A 22,184-nucleotide genomic window follows, 5' to 3' on the forward strand; every position below is an offset into this window, starting at 1 on the left:
TCATGCAAATTCAAACGCCTGATATTGGTGTCGATAAAGCCACTGTTGCAGATATTCTTGTCAAAGTTGGCGACACGATTGCAGTTGATGACAGCATTGTCCTATTGGAATCAGACAAAGCCTCTGTTGAAGTACCCAGCACCGTTGCAGGGGTGGTGAAAAGTATTTTGGTACAACAAGGCGATGAAGTGACTGAAGGTGCGGTGCTGATTGAGCTAGAAACAGAAGCTCAAACCGCAGTTGCTACAGAAGTTGCTGCACCGCAAGCCGAAGTGGACGCGGCACCGAAGCAAGATGCTGAACCAGTGGTCGCTGCAGCACCAAGCTCAGCGACATCAAACACTGCGCAAGAAGTAGATGTACAAGTACCTGACATTGGCGTGGAAAAAGCCGTTGTTGGGGAAATTTTAGTACAAGTGGGCGATGCGATTGATGTGGATCAAAGCATTATTGTGGTGGAGTCGGACAAAGCTACAGTAGAAGTGCCAAGTACGGTGTCGGGTACAGTTACCGCTATCCAAATCAATACGGGTGATACCGTAAAAGAAGGTGTGGTGATTCTGAAAGTGAAAACCGCCGCTGCTGCAGTCACACAGGTGGAAACACCTCAAGTGGCATCAGCAGAAGCGGCTGCTGCAACAGCGAGCGCAGCAACTGCATCTGCACCACAAACAACAGCATCAGCACAGGTTGAAGTCGCAGTGCCTGATTTAGGGGTCGATAAAGCCACAGTGACAGAAATTTTGGTACAAGTAGGCGATACAGTCGCCGCTGACCAAAGTTTGATTGTGGTGGAATCAGACAAAGCCACGGTTGAGGTGCCAAGTACTACCGCAGGTGTGATTCAAGCCATCCACGTGGAGTTAGGACAAAGTGTTGCGCAGGGCAATGCCTTAGTGACGATAGTAACTGCAAGCGCAGCTGCACCAACAGCAGTTGCAGCAGCTCAAGTTGCCTCTGCACCAAGTACATCGCCAGCAGTCAGTGCTGCATCTACAGCACAAAGCACGACAGTTGCAGCAAGCGCGCATACGAATGTAGACAAATTGAGTAAGGCGCAACATGAAGCCAATGCAAAAGTGTATGCAGGCCCTGCTGTGCGTAAACTGGCACGTGAGTTGGGTGTTGTTTTAGCAGATGTAAACGCCACTGGCCCACATGCGCGTGTACTCAAAGAAGACTTGAAGGCTTATGTCAAAGCGCGTCTTACTGCGCCGCAGACTGTTCCTGTCGCTGCTACAACACAGCAAGTTACAGGTTTGCCAAAGCTACCTGACTTTACTGCATTTGGTGGTGTGGAAGAAAAAGATTTGACGCGCTTACAACAAGTGTCAATTCCGCAATTGTCCCTGAACAATTACATCCCACAAGTCACGCAATTTGATTTGGCCGATATTACCGAGCTAGAAGCGTGGCGCGGTGAATTGAAAGCCAACTTCAAAAAAGAAGGTGTCAGCCTGACCATTTTGGCGTTCATTGCCAAAGCAGTAGCGCATTTGCTGAAAGATGAGCCATATTTCGCTGCGCATCTGGCAGATGATCAAAAGTCTGTGCTGCTGCGTAAAGAAATCCACATGGGCATTGCGGTGGCAACCCCCGATGGTTTAACCGTGCCTGTACTACGTAATCCAGATCAGAAATCGATTAAACAAATTGCGATTGAACTGGGTGAGTTGAGTCAAAAAGCGCGTGATAAAAAGTTGTCGCCTAAAGATTTACAAGGTGCAAACTTTACCATCACCAGTTTAGGTTCGATTGGCGGTACGGCATTTACGCCGTTGGTGAACTGGCCGCAGGTTGCGATTTTGGGTATTTCACCAGCGACCATGCAGCCTGTCTGGAATGGTGAAGGCTTTGATCCGCGCTTGATGTTGCCATTGTCATTGTCGTATGACCATCGGGTAATTAATGGCGCAGATGCAGCACGTTTTACCCATAAACTGACCCAGTTGTTGGCAGATATTCGTAGCTTGCTGCTCTAAACTCAGAAAAGCTTTATAAAACCCTGCTGCGGCAGGGTTTTTTGTCACTGCCGTTATTCGGCTAAATTTGCTTAACCGCAGTATTCCGTTTAGAATAGCTGTACTTCATTGGGGAGTAGCCGCTTTTTACTAATTTCTGTTTCAACTGAATGCAGTAAAAAGGTGATGGTCAACATATTTGTTCCACAGAACATGGTCATCATAGCAAAGAACCAAGTCTGCTTTTTCAAGCTTTCTTTTGTTGGCAAGACCTTTGATTTATCACTCTGCAGATTTTGGCTAGCAGGAGGGATAGGTCATTGGTATGTGTGCTAGCCAGAGAAAAACATCATGTATGAATTCCTCATCTCGACTGCCATTGTCGCCTTAGCCGAAATGGGTGATAAAACCCAACTATTGGCTTTATTACTCGCGGCACGTTTTCGTAAACCTGCTCCAATCTTGGTTGCTATTTTACTGGCAACACTCATTAACCACGGACTTTCTGCAGTTTTGGGGCAGTGGATTACCACGGTACTTAGCCCAGAAATTTTATTGTGGATTTTATCTTTAGGTTTTATTGGCATGGCGATTTGGATGCTTATTCCAGATCAGCTAGATGATGAAACTGAAAGCATCAACAAGTGGCAAAAATACGGTGTATTTGGCGCGACCTTTGTGTTGTTCTTTTTGGCAGAAATTGGCGATAAAACTCAAATTGCCACAGTGGCTTTAGCTGCACGTTATGACAGCGTGTTTTGGGTCATGCTTGGAACCACTTTGGGGATGATGCTGGCCAATGCACCTGCGGTATTTATTGGCAATAAATTAGCGACCCGATTGCCAATTGCTTTAATTCATAAAATTGGCGCATTGATTTTCTTGATTATTGGTGTGTCGACTTTGGCGCAACATTATTTATTCTAAACTATTCATTAGAATGCATAAATCCTGAGCAAATTGCTCGGGATTTGTTTATGTGAATGCTGCTGCAATTCACTGATATTTCAGATAATCTGAGCCATTTTATTTATTGTAACTTTCCATAAATAGCTATATGTTATTCAATGATAGAAAATCTATTTTTAAAATGAAAAAATTGGGGATTGGTTATGGCATTTGACCGTACAACATCGCAGGTCTTATTTGATAATGGGACACATAAATGTATTAGTTTTACCAGTTTGGTCAAAGGTGAAGGTGTTCAGGCCAACCAATTTCTGATCATTGATAATAACCGTGCCGCAGTGCTAGACCCAGGTGGCGACCTGACCTATGTACCACTGACCATGGAATTAAACAAATATACCCGTTTGACCAATCTTGACTATGTCATGGCATCGCACCAAGACCCAGACATCATCACTTCAATGCCGCGTTGGTTGGTCTATACCGAAGCAAAAATCGTAGCATCAAAATTGTGGGCGCGTTTCTTGCCGCACTTAAGCTCATCTTTTATGAGCGACCGTATGAAAGGCAACTGGTTAGATCGTTTGGTGGAACTGCCAGATGAAGGTCAGGCAATTCCTTTGGGTGAGTCTAAAATTATTGCTGTGCCTGCGCATTTCTTACACTCTGTTGGTAATTTCCAGTTTTATGATCCTATCGCCAAAATTTTATTTTCTGGTGATATGGGTGCGTCAATGGTGGAAGATGCTTCAATTCCATTGACTGATTTTGCTGCGCATATTCCTGCGATGAAAGGCTTCCATCAGCGCTATATGTGTTCCAATAAAGTGATTCGCCTCTGGGTGAATATGGTACGCACCATGGACGTTGAAATGATTGTGCCGCAACACGGTACGCCATTTGTGGGCAAAGAACAGGTGAATCAATTCTTAGACTGGATTGAAACACTGGAATGTGGCGTCGATTTGATGGACGAACACGTTTTTAGCTGCCCTGAATAAGCGACAAAAAAAGCTGAAAAAACTGTAAAAAAAACTTGAGTGCAAAAACAACTTTTTTTAAGATTTTCGCCCAAAAACGATTTTTTTGATGACGAGAACTTAACGAATGTTGTCTCAAGTACCTACAGCAGATGCCTGCTTAAGCTGCGGCGCGTGTTGCGCTTATTTCCGTGTTTCATTTTATTGGGCTGAAGGCATGAATATGCCTGAGCACTACACGGAACCAGTAACAGCAGTCTATTCATGCATGTGTGGTACCAATCAGAGTCAGCCGCGTTGTGTCGCTTTAGAAGGTGAAGTTGGACAGCAAGTGAGCTGCGGGATTTATGAATTACGCAGCAGCTCTTGTAAAGAAGTGCAAATTGCCGATGATCAATGCAATAAAGCACGTCGTGCGCATAACATGATTCCATTTGTGCAAGTCGATCCAGCCATTTCTGTGAATGATGATGACTTCGATCAAGTGGTTTAATGGTGCTTTAAGTTGTTGATCGCAATCCAGATTGAAAAAGCAAAGCTGCGGCTTTGCTTTTTTTTACGGCTAATTTTGGATAAATAGCCAATCATGGTTCACATTGAAGCGGCTTTATCTGCCTGAAAAATGAAACATCGCAAGTTTTAAACCTGCACGGCTAAAAAGCAAACTAAGGATGAAAACTTCAATTTTTAGATGAAAATTACCGATTTTTTCATGTCGCATCCCCCAGAAGGGCAGAATAAAAAATATTTCTTAGAGAACAAATGAAATTTGTGCCCAGATTTGTTTATAATGGCTCACGGAAATTACCAGTGAGACTGTTATGCTGACCATCGTTCAAGAAGCGTTAACCTTCGATGATGTCTTATTACTCCCTGCCTATTCTACTGTTCTCCCAAAAGATGTCTCCTTAAAGACACGTTTTACGCGCGGCATTGACCTGAATATTCCTTTGGTTTCAGCAGCAATGGATACGGTGACTGAATCTCGTATGGCAATTGCGATGGCGCAAAACGGTGGTATTGGTATTTTGCATAAAAACATGGACATCGTTGCGCAAGCAGCCGAAGTGCGCCGTGTGAAAAAATTTGAAGCGGGTATGGTGAAAGACCCGATTACCGTAACGCCAGAAACTACAGTACGTGAATTGATTGCGCTGACTCAAGCCAATAATATTAGCGGTGTACCTGTAGTAAAAGATGGCAAAGTTGTCGGTATTGTGACAGGACGTGATACACGTTTTGAAACCAACCTTGAGCAACCTGTCAGCAACATCATGACAGGTCAAGATCGTTTAGTGACAGTACGCGAAGACGAATCTAAAGAAAACATTCAAGCTTTATTGCAACAGCATCGTATTGAAAAAGTCTTGGTGGTGAATGACCAGCAGGAATTAAAAGGCTTAATTACGGTCACTGATTTCCGTAAAGCAGAATTGTATCCAAACAGCTGTAAAGATGACTTAGGTCGTTTACGTGTGGGTGCTGCAGTGGGTACAGGCGCAGAAACACCAAGCCGTGTAGAAGCATTGGTTGAAGCAGGTGTCGATGCGATTGTGGTTGATACAGCACACGGTCACTCTGCAGGTGTAATTGAGCGTGTACGTTGGGTAAAAGCCAACTATCCACAAGTTCAAGTGATTGGCGGTAACATTGCAACTGGCGATGCTGCTTTGGCATTGTTAGATGCAGGTGCAGATGCAGTGAAAGTGGGGATTGGCCCAGGTTCAATCTGTACCACACGTATTGTGGCAGGTATTGGTATGCCGCAAATCTCTGCAATTGACGCTGTTGCCAATGCATTGAAAGAACAGATTCCATTAATTGCCGATGGTGGTATTCGCTTCTCTGGTGATATGGCCAAAGCAATTGGTTCAGGTGCAAGTACCATTATGGTCGGTTCATTGCTTGCAGGTACTGAAGAAGCACCGGGCGAAGTTGAATTCTTCCAAGGTCGTTACTACAAAGCATACCGTGGTATGGGTTCATTGGGTGCAATGGCAGGTGCAACAGGTTCTGCAGACCGTTATTTCCAAGACTCGAAAGCAGGTGCAGAAAAACTTGTACCAGAAGGTATTGAAGGTCGTGTACCGTACAAAGGCCCAATGGGCAACATCGTGCATCAGATGATGGGTGGTTTACGTTCATCTATGGGTTATACAGGTTCTTCAACTATTGAAGATCTACGCCAAAATGCTAAATTCGTGAAAATTACTGCAGCAGGTATGCAGGAATCTCACGTGCATGATGTGACGATTACTAAAGAAGCGCCGAACTATCGCGTTGGTTAATATGAACTATCGCGTTGGTTGATATTTAGTAGCATTTTCAAATAAAAGCCGTCATCAATGTGACGGCTTTTTCATTTTTGGTGTAAAGTAACTCGCAGTAAAAAAGTGATGATAAAGATCACCCCTAAGAAGTGAGAACAATATGAGTTATTTTGGTACAGACGGCATTCGAGGGAAGTTTGGAGAGTTACCAATTACACCTGATTTTGCATTAAAACTAGGTTTTGCAGCAGGTAAAGTTTTAAAAAAACACACCAAAAAAAATAAACCTATTGTGGTATTAGGTAAAGATACACGTCTTTCAGGCTATATTTTAGAAGCAGCATTACAAGCGGGTTTAAATGCCGCAGGTGTCTATGTGCATTTGCTCGGCCCATTGCCGACGCCCGCTATTGCGCACTTAACCCGCGCTTTGCATGCCAGTTTAGGCATTGTGATTTCAGCATCGCATAATCCGTATTTTGATAACGGGATTAAATTTTTCTCGGGCGAAGGGAAAAAGCTGCCAGATGCCTTGCAAGAAGAAATTAACCAAGAATTGCAGCAAGAATTAAAAATTGAAGATACGGCCAACTTGGGTAAAAGCGTTCGTGTTAAAGATGCCAATGGGCGTTACATCGAGTTTTGTAAATCGACCTTTCCATATCATTTAGATTTAAATGACCTCACCATTGTGGTCGATTGCGCCAATGGTGCTGCCTACAATGTTGGCCCTGCGGTATTCCGTGAATTAGGTGCGAAAGTGATTGCCATTCACAATGAGCCAAATGGTTTAAACATCAACGAAAATTGCGGCTCAACCCATCCTGAAAGTTTGCAAAAAGCAGTGCTTGAGCATCAGGCGGATTTGGGTGTTGCATTTGATGGTGATGCAGACCGTGTGATTTTGGTGGATAGTCAAGGCAAGCAAATTGATGGTGACCACATTTTATATATTCTTGCCACACAAGGCTCGAAAAAACCTGCAGGTATTGTTGGGACGTTAATGAGCAATATGGCGCTGGAATTGGCGTTAGAAAAAGCCCAAGTACCATTACTCCGTGCCAATGTCGGTGACCGTTACGTGCTACAAGGTCTGGAAGAAAATGGCTGGGTTATTGGTGGTGAGCCATCGGGGCATATTTTGACTTTGGACAAGAGCACCACAGGTGATGCAATTATTGCTGCCTTGCAAGTGTTAACGGTGATGGTCGAACAAAATAAAGCCCTACATGAATTGGTGGCAGATTTTAAACTGTTGCCAAATGTGCTGGAAAACGTGCGCTTAGCAAATATGTTTGATCCGTATACCGTTCCTGCCTTGGTGGAAGAGTTTGACCGTGCTACGGAACAGCTGAAAGGTCGTGGACGCTTATTGATTCGTAAATCGGGCACTGAACCTGTGATTCGTGTCATGGTGGAAGGTGATGATTTGGCTGAAGTGAAGGCAATGGCGAAAGATTTAGCAGATGCTGTACGTCGTCATGCCGTCTAAAAGGGGGGTAAATCGTGAGTGATTTAATTAAAGATTTAAGTGAGCTGCGTTTAAGTTACCAAAAAGGTGAATTGCTAGAAGCACAGGTCAGTGCCAATCCGCATATTCAGTTTTTGAATTGGTTTAACCATGCCTTAGAAGCCAAGCTGCATGAACCGTATGCGATGTCATTGGCGACTGCCAATGCGCAAGGTCGTCCGCATGTGCGTACTGTGTTGCTGCGTGGAGCCACCGAAGCAGGCTATGACTTTTATACCAATTATGACAGTCAAAAAGGGTTGGATTTAGCGGCCAATCCTTATGCTGAATTGTTATTTTACTGGCCTGAACTGGAACGTCAGATTCGTGTCAGTGGCTATGTCGAAAAAATTGATGAGCAAGAATCGACTGCGTATTATCACAAACGCCCGCGTGATAATCAGATCGCTGCGCATATTAGCACTCCGCAAAGTGGTGTGATTGCCAGTCGTGAAGAACTACAGGCGCGTTTCCAAGACTTGCATGCCCAAGTGGGTGATCAATCTGAATTGCAAAAACCCGTATTTTGGGGTGGCTACCGCTTGCAGCCTGATTATTACGAATTTTGGCAAGGCCGTCCGAACCGTTTGCATGACCGCTTAGCTTATGAAAAAATTGAAGGTGACTGGAAACTACAACGCTTGATGCCTTAAATGACTGGAAATTATGTCAAAAATTCTAATAAAGCAAAGACCTTTACTTACACGCCCTGAAAACTTTCAGGGCGTCTCTACATTTGTTGCCCAAATTTTAGCGCGCCGTGGCGTTGCGTCTGAGCAGGAGCTGGAACTTAAACTGAAGCACTTGCTTGCTCCAAGCATGAAAGGTCTACCAGAAGCAATTCAGCTGATGGATCAGGCGATTGATCAGCAGAAAAAAATTGTAATTGTGGGCGATTACGATGCCGATGGCGCGACCAGTACCACACTTATGATTTTGGCATTGCGCGAAATGGGCGCACACGTGCAGTATTTAGTACCTGACCGTTTTAAATATGGTTATGGCTTAACCCCCGCCATTGCCGATTTGGCTTTTGAGCGTTATGCACCTGATTTATTAATTACGGTAGATAACGGAATTTCCAGTCATGAAGGTGTGGAGCGTGCGCAAGCTTTGGGGATGCAGGTCATCATTACCGATCACCACCTCACCACAAAAGCCACTCCAAATGCAGAGGCTGTGGTGAATCCGAATCAATTGGGTTGTGATTTCCCAAGTAAAGCCTTGGCAGGTGTGGGCGTGGCATTTTATGTGTTGGCCAACTTATCCAGTCAGCGTAAAAAACAGGGTAAATCTGCTGCAAATTTAACGCAATATTTAGATTTGGTGGCCTTGGGCACCTATGCCGATGTCGCTAGTCTGGATTATAACAACCGTATTTTGGTGGATGCAGGCTTGAAACGGATACAGCAGAATTTATGTCGTCCTGGGATTAGCGCATTGCTGGATTTGGCAGGACGTGAACCCGCACAGCTCAAAGCGCAGGATTTGGGTTTTGTCTTGGGGCCACGTATCAATGCTGCAGGGCGCATGGAAACCATGGACATTGGAATCGAGTGTTTACTGGCAGCGGATATGCAAAGTGCTTATGCTTTGGCGCGTCAGTTAAATGCTTTGAATCAGGAACGCCGTCAGGTTGAAGGGCAAATTAAACAGGATGCGCTGGCAGAGTTGGAAAAGCTGCAGTTAGATCAAAGCGATTTACCGCATGCCTTGATCCTGTTTGAAGAACATTGGCACCAAGGTGTGATTGGAATTGTCGCAGGACGCTTAAAAGAACAGTTTCATCGCCCTGCGATTGTATTTGCTGCCGATGAAGATGGTGAGCATATTAAAGGCTCTGCTCGTTCAATTGAGGGGATTCACATACGTGACACTATAGAATTGGTTGCAGAACAATATCCACACTTGGTTAGTCATTTTGGTGGGCATGCGGCTGCGGCAGGTTTGACCATTCAAAAGGCGCACTTTGCAGAATTTAAACAGGTCTTTGAACAGATCATTGCGCAAATGGATGCGGATTTATTTCATGCTGTGCTATGGACAGATGGTGAATTGCCGCAAGAAGCTTTTGATTTACACACGGTAGATTTATTGCAGCAGTTGGCGCCGTGGGGACAAAAGTTTCCGCAGCCTGTGTTTGAGGGACGGTTTAAAGTGGTTGATTTTAGATGGTTGAAGGACAGTCATTTAAAATTGCGTTTGGCATTGGACAATGGGCAAGTGGTTGATGCGATTGCGTTTGGTGCTAAAGATAAATTTGAATTTAACCCGATGCGGGATGATGTGCGTTTGGTTTATGAGTTAGAGCGCAATGTGTTTAATGGCAATGTTAGTTTACAACTGCAGATTGTGCATTTGGAGCAGTAATCCAAATAAAAAAATCCGCTCAAATTTGAGCGGATTTTTTTGCTTTTAATGTAAGGGATTAGAAGCGGAATGTACCATTGATGCCGTAAGAGTCCGCACCATCAGTTGTCGTGTAATTCACACCTACAGCAAATGCTGGGGTAAAGAATTTTTGTGCACGTACATTAAAGATAGTATCAAAATCTTCTTCTGTTGAATCTGCAAAAGAAACACCAACGCTTAAAGTTGGGTCGATATAAAGGTCTGCACCTAGACGATATACTGTTTCATCTGCAAAATAGGTTGCACCTTCAAAATTAGTATAATAGTTACCAATTTGAGTGACATATTTTGCGCGAAGTGTTGCAATAGTATCATCTTCAGCAGTCCAAACATTTGTAAAGCTGTTGATAAAACCGATTTGGCTTGCTTGGATTGGGTCAATATTTTCTTTTGCAACACCAGCTGCTAATAACAAACCATTGATTGGTAAATAACCCACTTCCAGTGCATAACCTGTGTTGTCTGCCGAGATCGAATCTTCATCATCTTCGATTGTAATTTCAGAACGGTTTAATTTTCCTGATACGTAGAATTGAGTATTTGGAATAAAGAATTCACCAGAAATACCAACGCTATCGATTTCAAGCTCAACATCAGTGACATCAAGGTTAGAATTAACGTAACCTAAACCGATATTGCTTGCTTTAGATAAAAAAGCAGCTTCAGCTAAAGGTGCATTTTTGACTTGAACACCATTTAAATAATATTTGCCATTAATAAAGAATGTATCTAAATCACTGCTTTCTTCTAAATCAGTGTTTTCATAACCCCCATTGATTTCAAATTGATACGCATGAGCAGTACTTAAACCAGCTAGAAGAGCAGTTGCAAGCGCAAGTTTTTTAAACATTATTGAGATTCCCTCTGTTATAGAAATATGACTGTTTTGTTACAGTTGTTGCTGATTGTACGGAAAATACTCAGCACGTCAATGCACTATTTCTACCTAACTGCTTTATTTTAGTGCATAAAAAAGCACCCTTCCGAAGAAGGGTGCTATTTGAGTAAGGAATTAGACTTAAGCTTAGAAGCGATATTTCGCAGCGACACCAAAGCGGTTGTAGTCAGCATTACCAACTTCACCAAAGCCTACACGACCTTCCAAACTGACTTGTGGTGTAAAGAATTTACGTGCACTCACACCAAACTCATCATTATCGTTGATATCGTTGCTGTAATAATCGACACCTACACTTAGCGTTTTATCAATGAAGTAATCCGCAGCAAGATTGTATTCATCGAGATCACCAAAAGCAGCACCTGCTTCAAGGTTGATGTCTTTACCATTCGAAAGTGTAGTTACGTATTTAGCACGTAAAGTCGGGTCTACACCATCATCACGGTCATTATCCCAACCTTTAAGACCTGCTGCGATTAACAAGCCTGGTGCTGGTAAATAACCAACTTCTGCACCATAGGTGGTTAAATCATTGTTTAGGTCATCATTGTCTTTCAAGTCATGACCGCTCACATTACCACTTAAGTAAAAGTCTGAATTCGGTACAAAGTACTCTGCACCTACGCCGTAAGTATGCGCTTCATTGTCGCCAACTTCGTCATATTGGTATTTGGCATTTACGTTGCTAGCACGATCAAGGAACGCTGCTTCTGCCAAAGGTGCATTACGGGTTTGTACAGGGTTAAAGTAATAAGTACCATCTACACCGAATGAACCGCTTGAACTGCCGTTGTCTGGATCAATCAGTCCTGCTGATGCACCAATTTCAGCTTGGTATGCGTTCGCAGTACCAGTGATAGCCAAAGCTGAAAGTAGGGCTGATGCGATTGCTAATTTTTTCATGGAAAGTACCCCTCTGAAATCTGGTTAACAGTTAAACTTTTTGTTACAACTTTTAGTCTAGGCGAAAAAAAATCAGCGTCAATCACAGGAAAGTTGCCGCTTTGTTACAAGCGTAAATTTGTGTAATATTTTGAGTTTAAGTGATTGAAATAAAAATGAAATAATTAAATGTTTTGTTTTATTAAAACTATGTGTATTTTGTGAATTTTACTAAAGTTGATCATTAAATCATCAAACTTGTTTCATCTTTGTTTTATTTTGGCGGGTTGAAGCAATTACCATACACCACTTTTTAAGCATGTTTTCAGCTGAATGTGTCAGGCAAAAAATCAGGGCGATAGATCGGCCATTAAGATAAATATCCGTGTTAATCGTGCATGCTATTTTAGGTTGGATATCATCAGGCTTTCACTTTAAAAGTTTAAAGCGATCTTTATTTTTAACCACATTTAGCATTCAACTTATAAAAGCTGAAAAGTTATGCTGGAATTTACAGCAGGATAGAAATGCCAGAACATGTCTGTGCTAAAATTATCAGTTAATAAGCTTCATTGTTAATTGAGAGAATTTACGTGGAAATTAATCCTTATCTAAACCAATTAAAAGACTTGAACGAACGTGGTCAAACACTACGGGGGTATCTTTGACTACGATCTGAAAAAAGAGCGTTTAGAAGAGGTTCTCCGCGAGTTAGAAGATCCTGCAATCTGGAATGATCAAAGTCGTGCGCAAGCCATGGCCAAAGAAAAGGGCGAGCTTGAAAACGTGATTCATGTTCTAGAAGGTTTGGCGACCCAGTTAGAAGATGCCCAAGCCATGCTGGATTTAGCCGTTGAAGCCGATGATGAAGATTTATTGGTGGATGTGCAGTCTGAATTGACTTCTGCAGAAGAAGAACTGGCGAAATTAGAATTCCGCCGTATGTTCAGCAATCCAATGGATCCAAACCCATGCTATGTCGAAATTCAGGCAGGTTCGGGTGGTACAGAAGCACAAGACTGGGCATCGATGCTGTTGCGTATGTATATGCGTTGGATTGAACGTCACGGCTTTAAAGCAGAATTGATGGAAGAGTCGGATGGTGATGTAGCAGGGATTAAATCTGCGACTATTCGCGTTGAAGGTGAATATGCGTATGGTTGGTTGCGTACCGAATCGGGCGTGCATCGTTTAGTGCGTAAATCGCCATTTGACTCAGGTAACCGTCGTCATACGTCATTCTCTGCGGTGTTTGTTTCGCCAGAAGTTGATGACAACATTGAAATTGATATTAACCCTGCCGATGTTCGTACCGATACTTACCGTGCTTCAGGTGCGGGTGGTCAGCACATTAACAAAACTGACTCTGCGGTACGTTTAACCCACGCACCTACAGGTATTGTGGTGGCATGTCAGAACCAGCGTTCGCAACACGCCAACCGTGACCATGCGTGGAAACAGTTACGTGCTAAGTTGTATGAACTGGAAATGAGTAAACGTAATGAGGCGGCTCAAGCTTTAGAAGACTCGAAGTCTGATATTGGTTGGGGCAGCCAAATTCGCTCTTATGTATTGGATGATTCACGTATTAAAGACTTGCGTACAGGCGTGGAAACTTCAAATACAGGTGCGGTTTTAGATGGTGATTTAGACAAGTTTATTGAAGCCAGTTTAAAGCAGGGTCTATAAGTTACGGTCTGTAAGATCCTAATGAGCCTGCCCAATTCAGTGAAGTTGCTTAAAAAATTATATAAATCGTAAAAAAACGATATTAATATCGAAAAAATACGATATATTAAAAGCAGCTGCTGAATTGGGCTTATATTTACGAATATGTGTCTGAATGATGGATGTCGATTTAATCTTTAAAGCCTTAGCCAATCCTACCCGTCGGCAAATTTTAGAATGGTTAAAAGCACCAGAACAATTTTTGTCGGTAGATGAGTGTGGCGACTTTAAGCGTGGCGTATGTGCAGGACACATTGAGCGTTTGGGCAACGTGTCGCAATCGACCATGTCAAATCATTTATCGGTACTGCAACAGGCAGGTCTTATTCGTGCAGAAAAATATGGACAATGGTCGTATTTTTCTCGTAATGAAGCACTCATTCAGCAATATGTCGAATATTTAAAACACTCACTTTAACTGTGAGATTAGAGGCAAAAATGGCTGAATTAGACTCTCCTTTAGTTTTGGGTGATCTGCATCTAAAAAACCGTGTGGTGATGGCACCTTTAACCCGTAGCCGCGCCAGCGATGACCGTGTTCCAACGCCAATGATGGCAGAATATTATGTACAGCGTGCCAGTGCAGGTTTGATTCTTTCAGAAGCAACGGTAATTTCTGAAGAAGCCAATGGTTATTTAAATACCCCAGGATTGTTTACCGATGCTCAAGTGCAGGGTTGGAAACTCGTTACCGATGCCGTGCATGCCAAAGGTGGTTTGATTGTGGCGCAACTGTGGCATGTAGGTCGTGTTTCACATCCAAATTTACTCAATGGCGCAACACCAGTATCGGCAAGTGCGGTACAACAAGCGGGTTATGTCAGTTTGTTGCGTCCTAAACGTGAATATGTGTTGCCACGTGCCTTAGAAATTGCAGAAATCCACACCATTACCGAGCAATATAAACAAGCCGCCATCCGTGCCAAAGAAGCAGGATTTGATGGGGTAGAGTTGCATGCAGCCAATGGTTATTTGATTGATCAATTCCTGCAAAGCAAAACCAACCAACGTGACGATGAATACGGTGGTTCGGTTGAAAATCGTGCGCGTTTCTTGTTAGAAGTGATGGACGCCTTAATTGAAGTCTGGGGCGCAGGTCGAGTCGGTGTGCATTTAGCACCACGTGGCGATGAGCACGACATGGGAGATGATGATCCACGTGAAACCTTTGGCTATGTCATGCAGCAATTGGGGCAGCGTAAAATCGCCTTTTTCTTTACCCGCGAATATTTAGCCGAAGACAGCATTTCCCAAGAAATGAAAGTACGTTCAGGCGGTGTGCCATATATCGCGAACATGCGTTTAAGTCGTGCTGATGCCGTGGAATTATTGGCTTCGGGCAAGGCCGATGCGGTGTCATTTGGTAAGGCGTATATTGCCAATCCAGACTTGTATGAGCGTTTATTGGCAGATGTACCTTTAAACGAACTCAAGCTGGAAAACATGATTGGTACAGCCGTTGCAGAAGGCTATATCGATTATCCAACTTTGGCGGAAACACAACACGCTGTAGAATAAAAGCCAGTATAGCGCCACATGCAATTAACATGCGCGTGTGGCTCTGTTATATTTTGCCGATAATCTTTCTTTGGGGCGCATCTTTTGGCTACTCCATTTTGGTATAACGCAGCCTTGGCGCTGTTAAAACCGATTTATCAGTCACGTATTCGTAAACGTGCCGAACATCCTGAGCAATTACAACAAGAACTGCTTGAGCGTTTTGGCCCATTTCAGCCCGCTAAAAATTTACATGCCATTTGGTTTCATGTGGTGTCGGTGGGAGAAACCAATGCCGCGCAACCTCTAATTGAACATTATTTAAAAGCGGGGCATCCTGTTTTAGTCACCAATACCACCAAAACAGGGCAGGCACGCGCCAAATCATTATTTTTAAAAGCACCGTATTTAGATTTATTTCAAGCTGTGTATTTACCTGCCGATCAGGTACATTTAATTCGTGAGTTTTATCAGAAATATCAGCCTAAATTATTGGCACTGGTCGAAACAGAATTGTGGCCTAATTTGATTGATCAGGCGCAGCATTTTCAAGTCCCGTGTTTGTTGATTAATGCGCGGCTTTCGGAAAAATCGGCCAAAGGTTATGCCAAAGTTAAAGGATTAACTCGCGGCATGTTGCAAAAATTGCAGCAACTTTTGGCGCAAGACCCTGCCACACAGCAGCGTTTTATTGCATTGGGGATGCCTGCCGAGCGTACAAAAGTGGTGGGTAATATTAAATTTGATATTACTGCACCAGAAGATTTTGTAGAGCAAGCCGCGCAGTTGCAACAGACATGGCAATTGGTACATCGCAAAATTATTACCCTTGCCAGTACCCATGCGCCTGAAGAACAGCAATTATTGACTGCACTGAAACCTTATTTCGCACAGCATCCTGAACTGTTATGTATTGTTGTGCCGCGCCATCCAGAGCGTTTTGATGAAGTGGCTATGCAGGTACAAAAACTGCAACTTAATATGCAGCGCCGTAGCTTGGCTGAAGCGATTCAACCTGAAACACAAGTGTATTTAGCCGATAGCATGGGTGAAATGTGGTTGTGGTACGCCTTAAGTCAGGCCTGTTATGTCGGTGGTTCGCTGAATGAACCTGGCGGTGGGCATAATATTTTAGAGCCTTTGGCCTTAAATGTCGCCACGGTATTGGGCAAAAATTATTTTAACTTTCAAAGTATTGTGGATGAGTTTGTTGCAGCAGAAGCCGTGTATGTGGTCGAAAATGCTGAACAAGCTGTAAATACGTTAACGCAATTGTTGTTTGAACCTGCGTTACGTGCACAGCTGAATCAAAATGCTCAAGTGATTATGTATAAAAATCGTGGCTCTTTAACTGAGCATATTCACGTGATTAATCAGTATCTTTAAATATGAATATCGTTTTGCTTGACCCGCGACAGACCACAAATGAAGTGTGGTCTATTAGCACCCAGCGGCAAGTGCAGCATTTGCATACGCATGTTGGTGTGCAAGTCGGTGACACCTTGAAAGTCGGGATTCGTGGTGGCAAGCGTTATTTGACCGAAGTGGTGGAAGTCAGCGAGCAGCGAATTCAAGTCAAAGCCCTGCATGAAGAAGCTGTCCCAAAAAAACTGCCTGTGACCCTGATTGTGGCTTTGCCGCGCCCCAAAGTATTGCGTCGTTTAATTATGGATAGCGTGACGTTAGGTGTGGAAAAAATTATTTTACTGCACAGCTATCGGGTTGATAAAAGCTATTGGCAAACGCCATTTTTGCAGCAGCTCGATCAATATGTAACTTTGGGCTTGGAACAAGCAGGCGATACCATTGCACCTGAGATCCAACTTTATAAACGCTTTAAACCCTTTGTGGAAGATGTTTTACCTGGTTTGATTTCTGCCGATTGTTCTGCTTATGTGGCGCATCCTTATACCGATCAAGCTATGCCACATGCCATCCAACATCCATGCAGTATTGTGATTGGCCCAGAAGGTGGATTTATTCCCTACGAAATTGATTTGCTCGAAAAAAACGGCTGCCAAGCGCGGCACTTGGGCAACCGTATTATTCGTACTGAAACTGTGATTGCTTATGTTTTAGGGCGTTTGTTTAGTGCGGGCTGAATCATCTTCATTGACTGCTGCATCACCACGATAAACTTTCACTTCCTGCACAGGATAAGGAATCGAAATGTGATGTTCGGCAAAAGCGGCAATTACCCGTTCTTGCACTTCACTGATGGATGCTGAAGTGGTGGTTTCCGTCGTATTTACCCACCAACGCACATTTAAATTAATCGAAAAATCGGCCAAGGCAGTGACATTGACGCTAAATGCAGGTTGGCTCAAGATTTTTATGTCACGGTCTAAAATGGCCAAAATAATATCTTTGGCTTTTTGTACGTCATCTTCATAACCAATACCGACCACAAACTCGCAACGACGACGGGTATAAGCCGTATTGACCGTTACGGCACTGGTATACACCGTAGCATTTGGAATCACGATTCGACGCCCATCGGGAGAGCGCAGGAAGGTGGCACGAATCTGAATATCTTCTACCGTACCTTCCATATTATTCACGATGATGTCATCACCAATTTTAAATGGTTCTCCAATCAAAATGAGCACACCCGATAATAAATTCTGGAAAATATCTTTAAAAGCAAAACCAATTGCCACGGAGCCTAGACCTAAAGCACTCATCAGTTGGCTTGGGGTAAAACCTGGAATTGCAATCACCATCGCAATTAGAAAACCAAAGAAAATAATTGCAGAGCTACCGACCCGATTCAGCACCAAAACCAAATTTTGTCGGGTATAGGAACGATTGTTCAGGGTCTTGCGAATAAACCATTTAAACAGTCGGGCAAGCAGCCAAAACAGAATCAGCACCACGGCTGCAATCATCAAATACGGCACACGTTCCCAAAATCCTTCCATAATTTTGTCGATGGTGGAGTAGGCGTCATTGTACTTGGCCGTATGATTGATCACGGTTTGCGTGGTTTTTTCAGTGGCTTCCTGCAACAGCTGACTGGTGTTTTCAGAAACTTCACTGAGTGAGGGTTTGGATTCTGCCACGATAATTCCGAATTCAAAATGAAGCGACTATTTTGCCTGAAAAACTCAATTTGGTTAATGAGCAATGCTTACTTGCCAGTATTTTAGACAACTTGGATAGAAGTGATGAGCGTACTATTTTGTAGCATTTAAACTGCGAGTTGTATGTGGTTTTATCTGTAAGACAGGGTCGCAGGTATGAATGATTGGCTGCGTAAAAAAATGTTAATACTCACGGTTATTAGACGATATTTTCTTTAAAAATAATGCAATGCGCAGTACAGTGGAATGTAAACCTGAAAGTATGAATGCAAGAATATGGCATTCGATCAACGCTTTGGCATGCTATTGTTTGTATAAAATTTATGCGACTAAAGCCGAATGGTGAGCCATAAAAAAGAAAGTTCATACTGTGAATATGCAGAAATAATAATCAATAACGTGGCATACATCTCGTGATGAGATGCAAGAACATCAAGGAAGTAGCAGATGAAAGACGTATATCCTGTTCCAGATGAATTTAAAAAGACTGCCCGCACCACTGAGGCAGAATATTTTCAACGCTATCAACAATCTATAGATGACCCTGATACTTATTGGGCAGAGCAGGCCCAACGCTTAGATTGGATTAAACCTTTTACCCAAGTCAAAAATACCAACTTTGACCCCGAGCATTTTAAAATTGAATGGTTTGCCGATGGGCAACTGAATGTCAGTGCCAATTGCTTAGACCGTCATTTAAAAGAACATCCGCATAAACCTGCAATTATTTGGGAAGGAGATCATCCATCTCGGCATAAAGTGGTTTCTTTTGCTTCTTTGCATGATGAAACCTGTCGTTTTGCCAACGTGCTGAAAAAGAACGGGGTGCAAAAAGGTGATCGGGTGGTGCTGTACATGCCAATGGTTTCCGAAGCTGCGATTGCCATGCTAGCCTGCGCGCGGATTGGTGCAGTGCATTGTGTGGTTTTTGGTGGTTTTTCTCCCGATGCTTTGGCTAGCCGAATTGAAGACTGTCAGGCCAAGTTAATTGTCACTGCAGACTCGGCCATGCGTGGTGGCAAGCCAATTTATTTAAAAGCCAATGTTGATGCTGCTCTAAAAGTAGCAGGTACCGACTGTGTGCAAAATGTGATTGTGGTGCACCGTACAGGAAATCCTATTGAGATGTTACCTGAACGCGACGTGTGGTATCACATGGAAATTATGTCGGTCAATGACATCTGCCCACCCGAGCCGATGAATGCCGAAGACCCATTATTCATTTTATATACTTCGGGTTCGACTGGAAAACCCAAAGGTGTTTTGCATACCACAGGCGGTTATTTGACCTATGTGAATAGCACGTTCCGAGAAGTCTTTGACCTGAAACAGGATGATGTGTTTTGGTGTACCGCAGATGTAGGCTGGATTACAGGGCATTCTTATGTCTTATACGGGCCATTGTCGAATGGTACATCTACCGTGATGTTTGAAGGGGTGCCGAACTATCCAAGCTGGGCGCGCACAGGGCATATTGTTGATAAACACAACATCACCATTTTATATACCGCGCCGACTGCCATTCGCGCCATGATGCGAGAGGGAGATCGTTTTGTACGTGAAAGTGACCGCAGCAGCTTGCGTTTACTTGGTTCAGTCGGTGAGCCAATTAATCCTGAAGCATGGAACTGGTATTACAACGTAGTAGGTGAAGGACGTTGCCCAATTGTAGATACATGGTGGCAAACCGAAACTGGGGGCATATTAATTTCAGCATTGCCGGGTGCAACGCCACTGAAACCCGGTTCGGCAACCCGCCCATTATTTGGCGTGCAACCTGCTATTGTCGATGCCGAAGGTAATGAACTGGAAGGCGCGACCGAAGGCAATTTAATTATGAAAGATTCATGGCCAGGGCAAATGCGCGGTATTTGGGGCGACCCTGCACGTTTTATTGAAGCGTATTTTTCGACCTATCCGGGTGCGTATTTTACAGGAGATGGTGCACGCCGTGATGAAGATGGCTATTACTGGATTACAGGGCGTGTGGATGATGTCTTGAATATTTCGGGGCACCGTTTAGGTACTGCGGAAATTGAAAGTGCCCTAGTAGCGCATGAAGCTGTGGCTGAAGCGGCAGTGGTGGGTATGCCCCATGAGATTAAAGGACAGGGGATTTGCACCTTTGTAACTTTGCAAGTTGGTACACCCGAGTCAGAGGAATTGCGTGAAGAATTAGTCAATTGGGTTCGCAAAATTTTGGGGCCTGTGGCAACGCCTGATGCGCTGCATTGGGCACCTGCTTTACCTAAAACCCGCTCAGGTAAAATCATGCGCCGTATTTTGCGGAAAATTGCAGCGAATGAATTGGATAGTTTAGGAGATACTTCGACTTTGGCTGAGCCGCAAGTGGTGGAGCATTTGATTGCAACGGTGTATGGGGAGAGGTAGGTTAAGGTTACTGTCACTGTACACAAAGAAGTTAGATAAGGTTTGTTTTTTATTTTTTTCGATGAAGTAAGGTGATTGTTTATATCATCTTACTTTATGCGACAACTCGTGTCGTCTTGCTTGGTAATTTGCTTGGGTGATTAAAAAATAACTGTAGAATAAATAACCATCATACAGATGATGTGGAATGGCATGAATATTCTAGGGTTACAGGCCAAGTATCGGCGTTTATATCATGAAAACTCAATTTGGAAATTATTAAGAGCAGATAACGCACCACATATTTTAGCGTTCATTGTTGACTTATTTGCAGAACAAAATGAAGTCCCTTATGGCCGTGCAAGAAATGTCTTGGATGAGTTGATTAAATCTAGTCGTGAGCAGGGTATTTGGCAGACAGAAAATAATGCAGCGCATTATTTAAATCATTGGATTCATTCAGGCTGGCTCAGAGAAATAGATGGCAAGCTGAGTAAAACGGATATTAGCGAAACCGTATTACGTTTTTGTCAGGGCTTGGATGAGCGAGCAACCCATACCACAGCATCACATTTAAGAATTGTGCAGGATGCGGTTCGTGATTTTGTGGTCGCATTGAGTGAAAATATTGAAGAACGAGTGGAGTTGCTCGAACAAAAAAAATTAGTGATTCAAAATGAAATAGATGCTTTGTTGGCGGGTGTTGTTACACAATTAGAAGAATCAGAACAAAAAGAAAGAATACGAGAAATTTATCAACTTGCTTCCATTCTTACAGGCGATTTTAGACGGGTCGAAGATGAGATTCGTCTACGAGATAAAGAGTTGCGTCTAGATATGATTAGTGGTGCTTATTCACGTGGAGAAGTATTGCTGAGCTTAATGGAAAAAGAGCAGTTGCTTGCCCAAAGTGATGCAGGCAGTGCTTTTGATGGGTTTTGTCAATTACTTCAGGATCAAGATCGTTCTACTGAGTTTAGAGAGCAGTTACGCAGTATTTTGAATCATCCTATTGCACAACAATTAAGCGAATCTCAACGTAAATATTTAGGTCAGTTAATGCGTGAGTTAGGACGCGAAAGTAGCCGAGTTTTCCAAGTCCGACGTCGTACAGAAGAAGGTTTGAGAGCTTATATTGAAAGTGGTGCAGCATTGGAAAACCGTTTGATTGATCAGTTGTTGTCGGAATTAGAAAAAAATGCAGTGGCATTGTTGGAATCGGAGTGTGATTTAAAAACAGAAGTACAAGTGGATTTAGCCGTGGGTTCCATCCAGCTGAATTCGCCTGAAAGTCTTGCTTTAAAAAGTCCCACAGAACATATGGATACACGTGAGGTCGAAGAACAACAAAACAAGACTGAACCTAGTGATCAGATGCTGAAGTACTTAGACAATGTACGGGTTCGTGCTGTTGCTGAAAAAGTATATCAAACGCTCGCACAGAAAGGAGTGATGAGTATTGCCCACTTAACACATGAACATCCTTTACAAGCGGGGCTTGAAGAACTTGTTGCTTATTTGCGTATAGCAAAAGCCATTAAAGCACCACAAATGCAGCATACCGAGCAAGTTGAACTTAAGGATCGTTCAGGTGTGCATTTGCAGGCCAGTATTCCAGTGTATTACTTGAGTGCAGATTTATTTCCCAAAAATATAGATGAGCTGGCACTTTAAGGAGATCGAG

The 22,184-nt window shown here is 43.3% G+C and carries 18 protein-coding genes and 1 riboswitch; of the genes, 15 read left to right on the plus strand and 3 right to left on the minus strand.

Going from position 1 to position 22,184, the window contains the following annotated elements; translation table 11 throughout:
- The first annotated feature begins 2 nt into the window (after positions 1–2).
- From FTU98_RS06440 to recJ, 8 genes are all read left to right on the plus strand, one after another.
- A complete protein-coding gene (locus FTU98_RS06440) occupies positions 3–1,982 on the plus strand; it encodes a 2-oxo acid dehydrogenase subunit E2 (protein WP_180050755.1) in 1,980 nt (659 codons plus the stop codon).
- A gap of 98 nt (positions 1,983–2,080) precedes the next feature.
- A riboswitch (yybP-ykoY riboswitch) is annotated at positions 2,081–2,240 on the plus strand.
- A gap of 72 nt (positions 2,241–2,312) precedes the next feature.
- Positions 2,313–2,888: a TMEM165/GDT1 family protein gene (locus FTU98_RS06445; RefSeq protein WP_004974251.1), complete on the plus strand. Its 576-nt coding sequence runs from the start codon at positions 2,313–2,315 to the stop codon at positions 2,886–2,888.
- 185 nt (positions 2,889–3,073) lie between these two features.
- Positions 3,074–3,871 (plus strand): MBL fold metallo-hydrolase, encoded by a 798-nt coding sequence (locus FTU98_RS06450; protein WP_004974253.1) that lies wholly within the window; start codon positions 3,074–3,076, stop codon positions 3,869–3,871.
- A 106-nt stretch (positions 3,872–3,977) separates the two neighbouring features.
- On the plus strand, positions 3,978–4,343 hold the full coding sequence (locus FTU98_RS06455; protein ID WP_004974255.1) for a YkgJ family cysteine cluster protein: 366 nt from the start codon (positions 3,978–3,980) through the stop codon (positions 4,341–4,343).
- A gap of 328 nt (positions 4,344–4,671) precedes the next feature.
- Positions 4,672–6,138, plus strand: a complete 1,467-nt coding sequence (gene guaB / locus FTU98_RS06460; protein WP_167846403.1) for an IMP dehydrogenase — start codon at positions 4,672–4,674, stop codon at positions 6,136–6,138.
- 142 nt (positions 6,139–6,280) lie between these two features.
- Entirely contained in the window at positions 6,281–7,612 is a 1,332-nt protein-coding gene (glmM, locus tag FTU98_RS06465) for a phosphoglucosamine mutase (RefSeq protein WP_104852719.1), read from the plus strand.
- Between the two features lie 14 nt (positions 7,613–7,626).
- Positions 7,627–8,283, plus strand: coding sequence for a pyridoxamine 5'-phosphate oxidase (pdxH, locus tag FTU98_RS06470; protein ID WP_131261206.1), 657 nt, complete (start codon positions 7,627–7,629; stop codon positions 8,281–8,283).
- 13 nt (positions 8,284–8,296) lie between these two features.
- Complete coding sequence (gene recJ, locus FTU98_RS06475; protein ID WP_167846402.1) at positions 8,297–10,000, plus strand: single-stranded-DNA-specific exonuclease RecJ; 1,704 nt, start codon at positions 8,297–8,299, stop codon at positions 9,998–10,000.
- A 58-nt stretch (positions 10,001–10,058) separates the two neighbouring features.
- Here recJ and FTU98_RS06480 read toward each other — a convergent pair whose 3' ends face one another.
- Both FTU98_RS06480 and FTU98_RS06485 read right to left on the minus strand, forming a co-directional pair.
- A complete protein-coding gene (locus tag FTU98_RS06480; protein ID WP_167846401.1) occupies positions 10,059–10,892 on the minus strand; it encodes a putative porin in 834 nt (277 codons plus the stop codon).
- Positions 10,893–11,066: 174 nt separating this feature from the next.
- Entirely contained in the window at positions 11,067–11,843 is a 777-nt protein-coding gene (locus FTU98_RS06485; RefSeq protein WP_004974263.1) for a putative porin, read from the minus strand.
- A 572-nt stretch (positions 11,844–12,415) separates the two neighbouring features.
- Here FTU98_RS06485 and prfB point away from each other — a divergent pair.
- The 5 genes from prfB (at position 12,416) to FTU98_RS06510 (ending at position 17,149) form a co-directional block, all read left to right on the plus strand.
- A protein-coding gene (gene prfB, locus FTU98_RS06490) for a peptide chain release factor 2 (RefSeq protein ID WP_104852716.1) occupies positions 12,416–13,511 on the plus strand; the annotation gives its coding sequence in 2 pieces (ribosomal slippage) (positions 12,416–12,487 and positions 12,489–13,511; 1,095 coding nt in all).
- Positions 13,512–13,668: 157 nt separating this feature from the next.
- A complete protein-coding gene (locus FTU98_RS06495) occupies positions 13,669–13,968 on the plus strand; it encodes a helix-turn-helix transcriptional regulator (RefSeq protein WP_019837093.1) in 300 nt (99 codons plus the stop codon).
- A gap of 20 nt (positions 13,969–13,988) precedes the next feature.
- Positions 13,989–15,068 (plus strand): alkene reductase, encoded by a 1,080-nt coding sequence (locus tag FTU98_RS06500; protein ID WP_167846400.1) that lies wholly within the window; start codon positions 13,989–13,991, stop codon positions 15,066–15,068.
- Positions 15,069–15,152: 84 nt separating this feature from the next.
- A complete protein-coding gene (locus FTU98_RS06505; protein WP_167846399.1) occupies positions 15,153–16,433 on the plus strand; it encodes a 3-deoxy-D-manno-octulosonic acid transferase in 1,281 nt (426 codons plus the stop codon).
- 2 nt (positions 16,434–16,435) lie between these two features.
- Entirely contained in the window at positions 16,436–17,149 is a 714-nt protein-coding gene (locus FTU98_RS06510) for a 16S rRNA (uracil(1498)-N(3))-methyltransferase (protein WP_131261200.1), read from the plus strand.
- On the opposite strand, the gene FTU98_RS06515 is transcribed toward FTU98_RS06510, so the two are convergent.
- Positions 17,123–18,109: a mechanosensitive ion channel family protein gene (locus FTU98_RS06515; RefSeq protein ID WP_131261199.1), complete on the minus strand. Its 987-nt coding sequence runs from the start codon at positions 18,107–18,109 to the stop codon at positions 17,123–17,125. The two genes, FTU98_RS06510 and FTU98_RS06515, sit on opposite strands and share 27 nt — an antisense overlap.
- A gap of 468 nt (positions 18,110–18,577) precedes the next feature.
- Between FTU98_RS06515 and acs the strand changes: the two genes are divergently transcribed.
- On the plus strand, positions 18,578–20,521 hold the full coding sequence (gene acs, locus FTU98_RS06520; RefSeq protein ID WP_131261198.1) for an acetate--CoA ligase: 1,944 nt from the start codon (positions 18,578–18,580) through the stop codon (positions 20,519–20,521).
- Between the two features lie 192 nt (positions 20,522–20,713).
- Entirely contained in the window at positions 20,714–22,174 is a 1,461-nt protein-coding gene (locus tag FTU98_RS06525) for a DUF3375 domain-containing protein (protein WP_070155917.1), read from the plus strand.
- Positions 22,175–22,184: the final 10 nt, after the last annotated feature.

The sequence above is a fragment of the Acinetobacter sp. YH12211 genome (assembly GCF_013418015.1).
Classification (GTDB): Bacteria; Pseudomonadota; Gammaproteobacteria; order Pseudomonadales; family Moraxellaceae; genus Acinetobacter; species Acinetobacter towneri.

Coding starts and splice junctions, on each gene's coding strand:
- FTU98_RS06510 (WP_131261200.1), top strand. CDS start 16,436: ATGAATATCGTTTTGCTTGACCCGCGACAGACCACAAATGAAGTGTGG.
- FTU98_RS06485 (WP_004974263.1), bottom strand. CDS start 11,843: ATGAAAAAATTAGCAATCGCATCAGCCCTACTTTCAGCTTTGGCTATC.
- FTU98_RS06455 (WP_004974255.1), top strand. CDS start 3,978: ATGTTGTCTCAAGTACCTACAGCAGATGCCTGCTTAAGCTGCGGCGCG.
- FTU98_RS06500 (WP_167846400.1), top strand. CDS start 13,989: ATGGCTGAATTAGACTCTCCTTTAGTTTTGGGTGATCTGCATCTAAAA.
- FTU98_RS06440 (WP_180050755.1), top strand. CDS start 3: ATGCAAATTCAAACGCCTGATATTGGTGTCGATAAAGCCACTGTTGCA.
- recJ (WP_167846402.1), top strand. CDS start 8,297: ATGTCAAAAATTCTAATAAAGCAAAGACCTTTACTTACACGCCCTGAA.
- FTU98_RS06450 (WP_004974253.1), top strand. CDS start 3,074: ATGGCATTTGACCGTACAACATCGCAGGTCTTATTTGATAATGGGACA.
- FTU98_RS06525 (WP_070155917.1), top strand. CDS start 20,714: ATGAATATTCTAGGGTTACAGGCCAAGTATCGGCGTTTATATCATGAA.
- glmM (WP_104852719.1), top strand. CDS start 6,281: ATGAGTTATTTTGGTACAGACGGCATTCGAGGGAAGTTTGGAGAGTTA.
- acs (WP_131261198.1), top strand. CDS start 18,578: ATGAAAGACGTATATCCTGTTCCAGATGAATTTAAAAAGACTGCCCGC.
- FTU98_RS06480 (WP_167846401.1), bottom strand. CDS start 10,892: ATGTTTAAAAAACTTGCGCTTGCAACTGCTCTTCTAGCTGGTTTAAGT.
- FTU98_RS06495 (WP_019837093.1), top strand. CDS start 13,669: ATGGATGTCGATTTAATCTTTAAAGCCTTAGCCAATCCTACCCGTCGG.
- guaB (WP_167846403.1), top strand. CDS start 4,672: ATGCTGACCATCGTTCAAGAAGCGTTAACCTTCGATGATGTCTTATTA.
- FTU98_RS06445 (WP_004974251.1), top strand. CDS start 2,313: ATGTATGAATTCCTCATCTCGACTGCCATTGTCGCCTTAGCCGAAATG.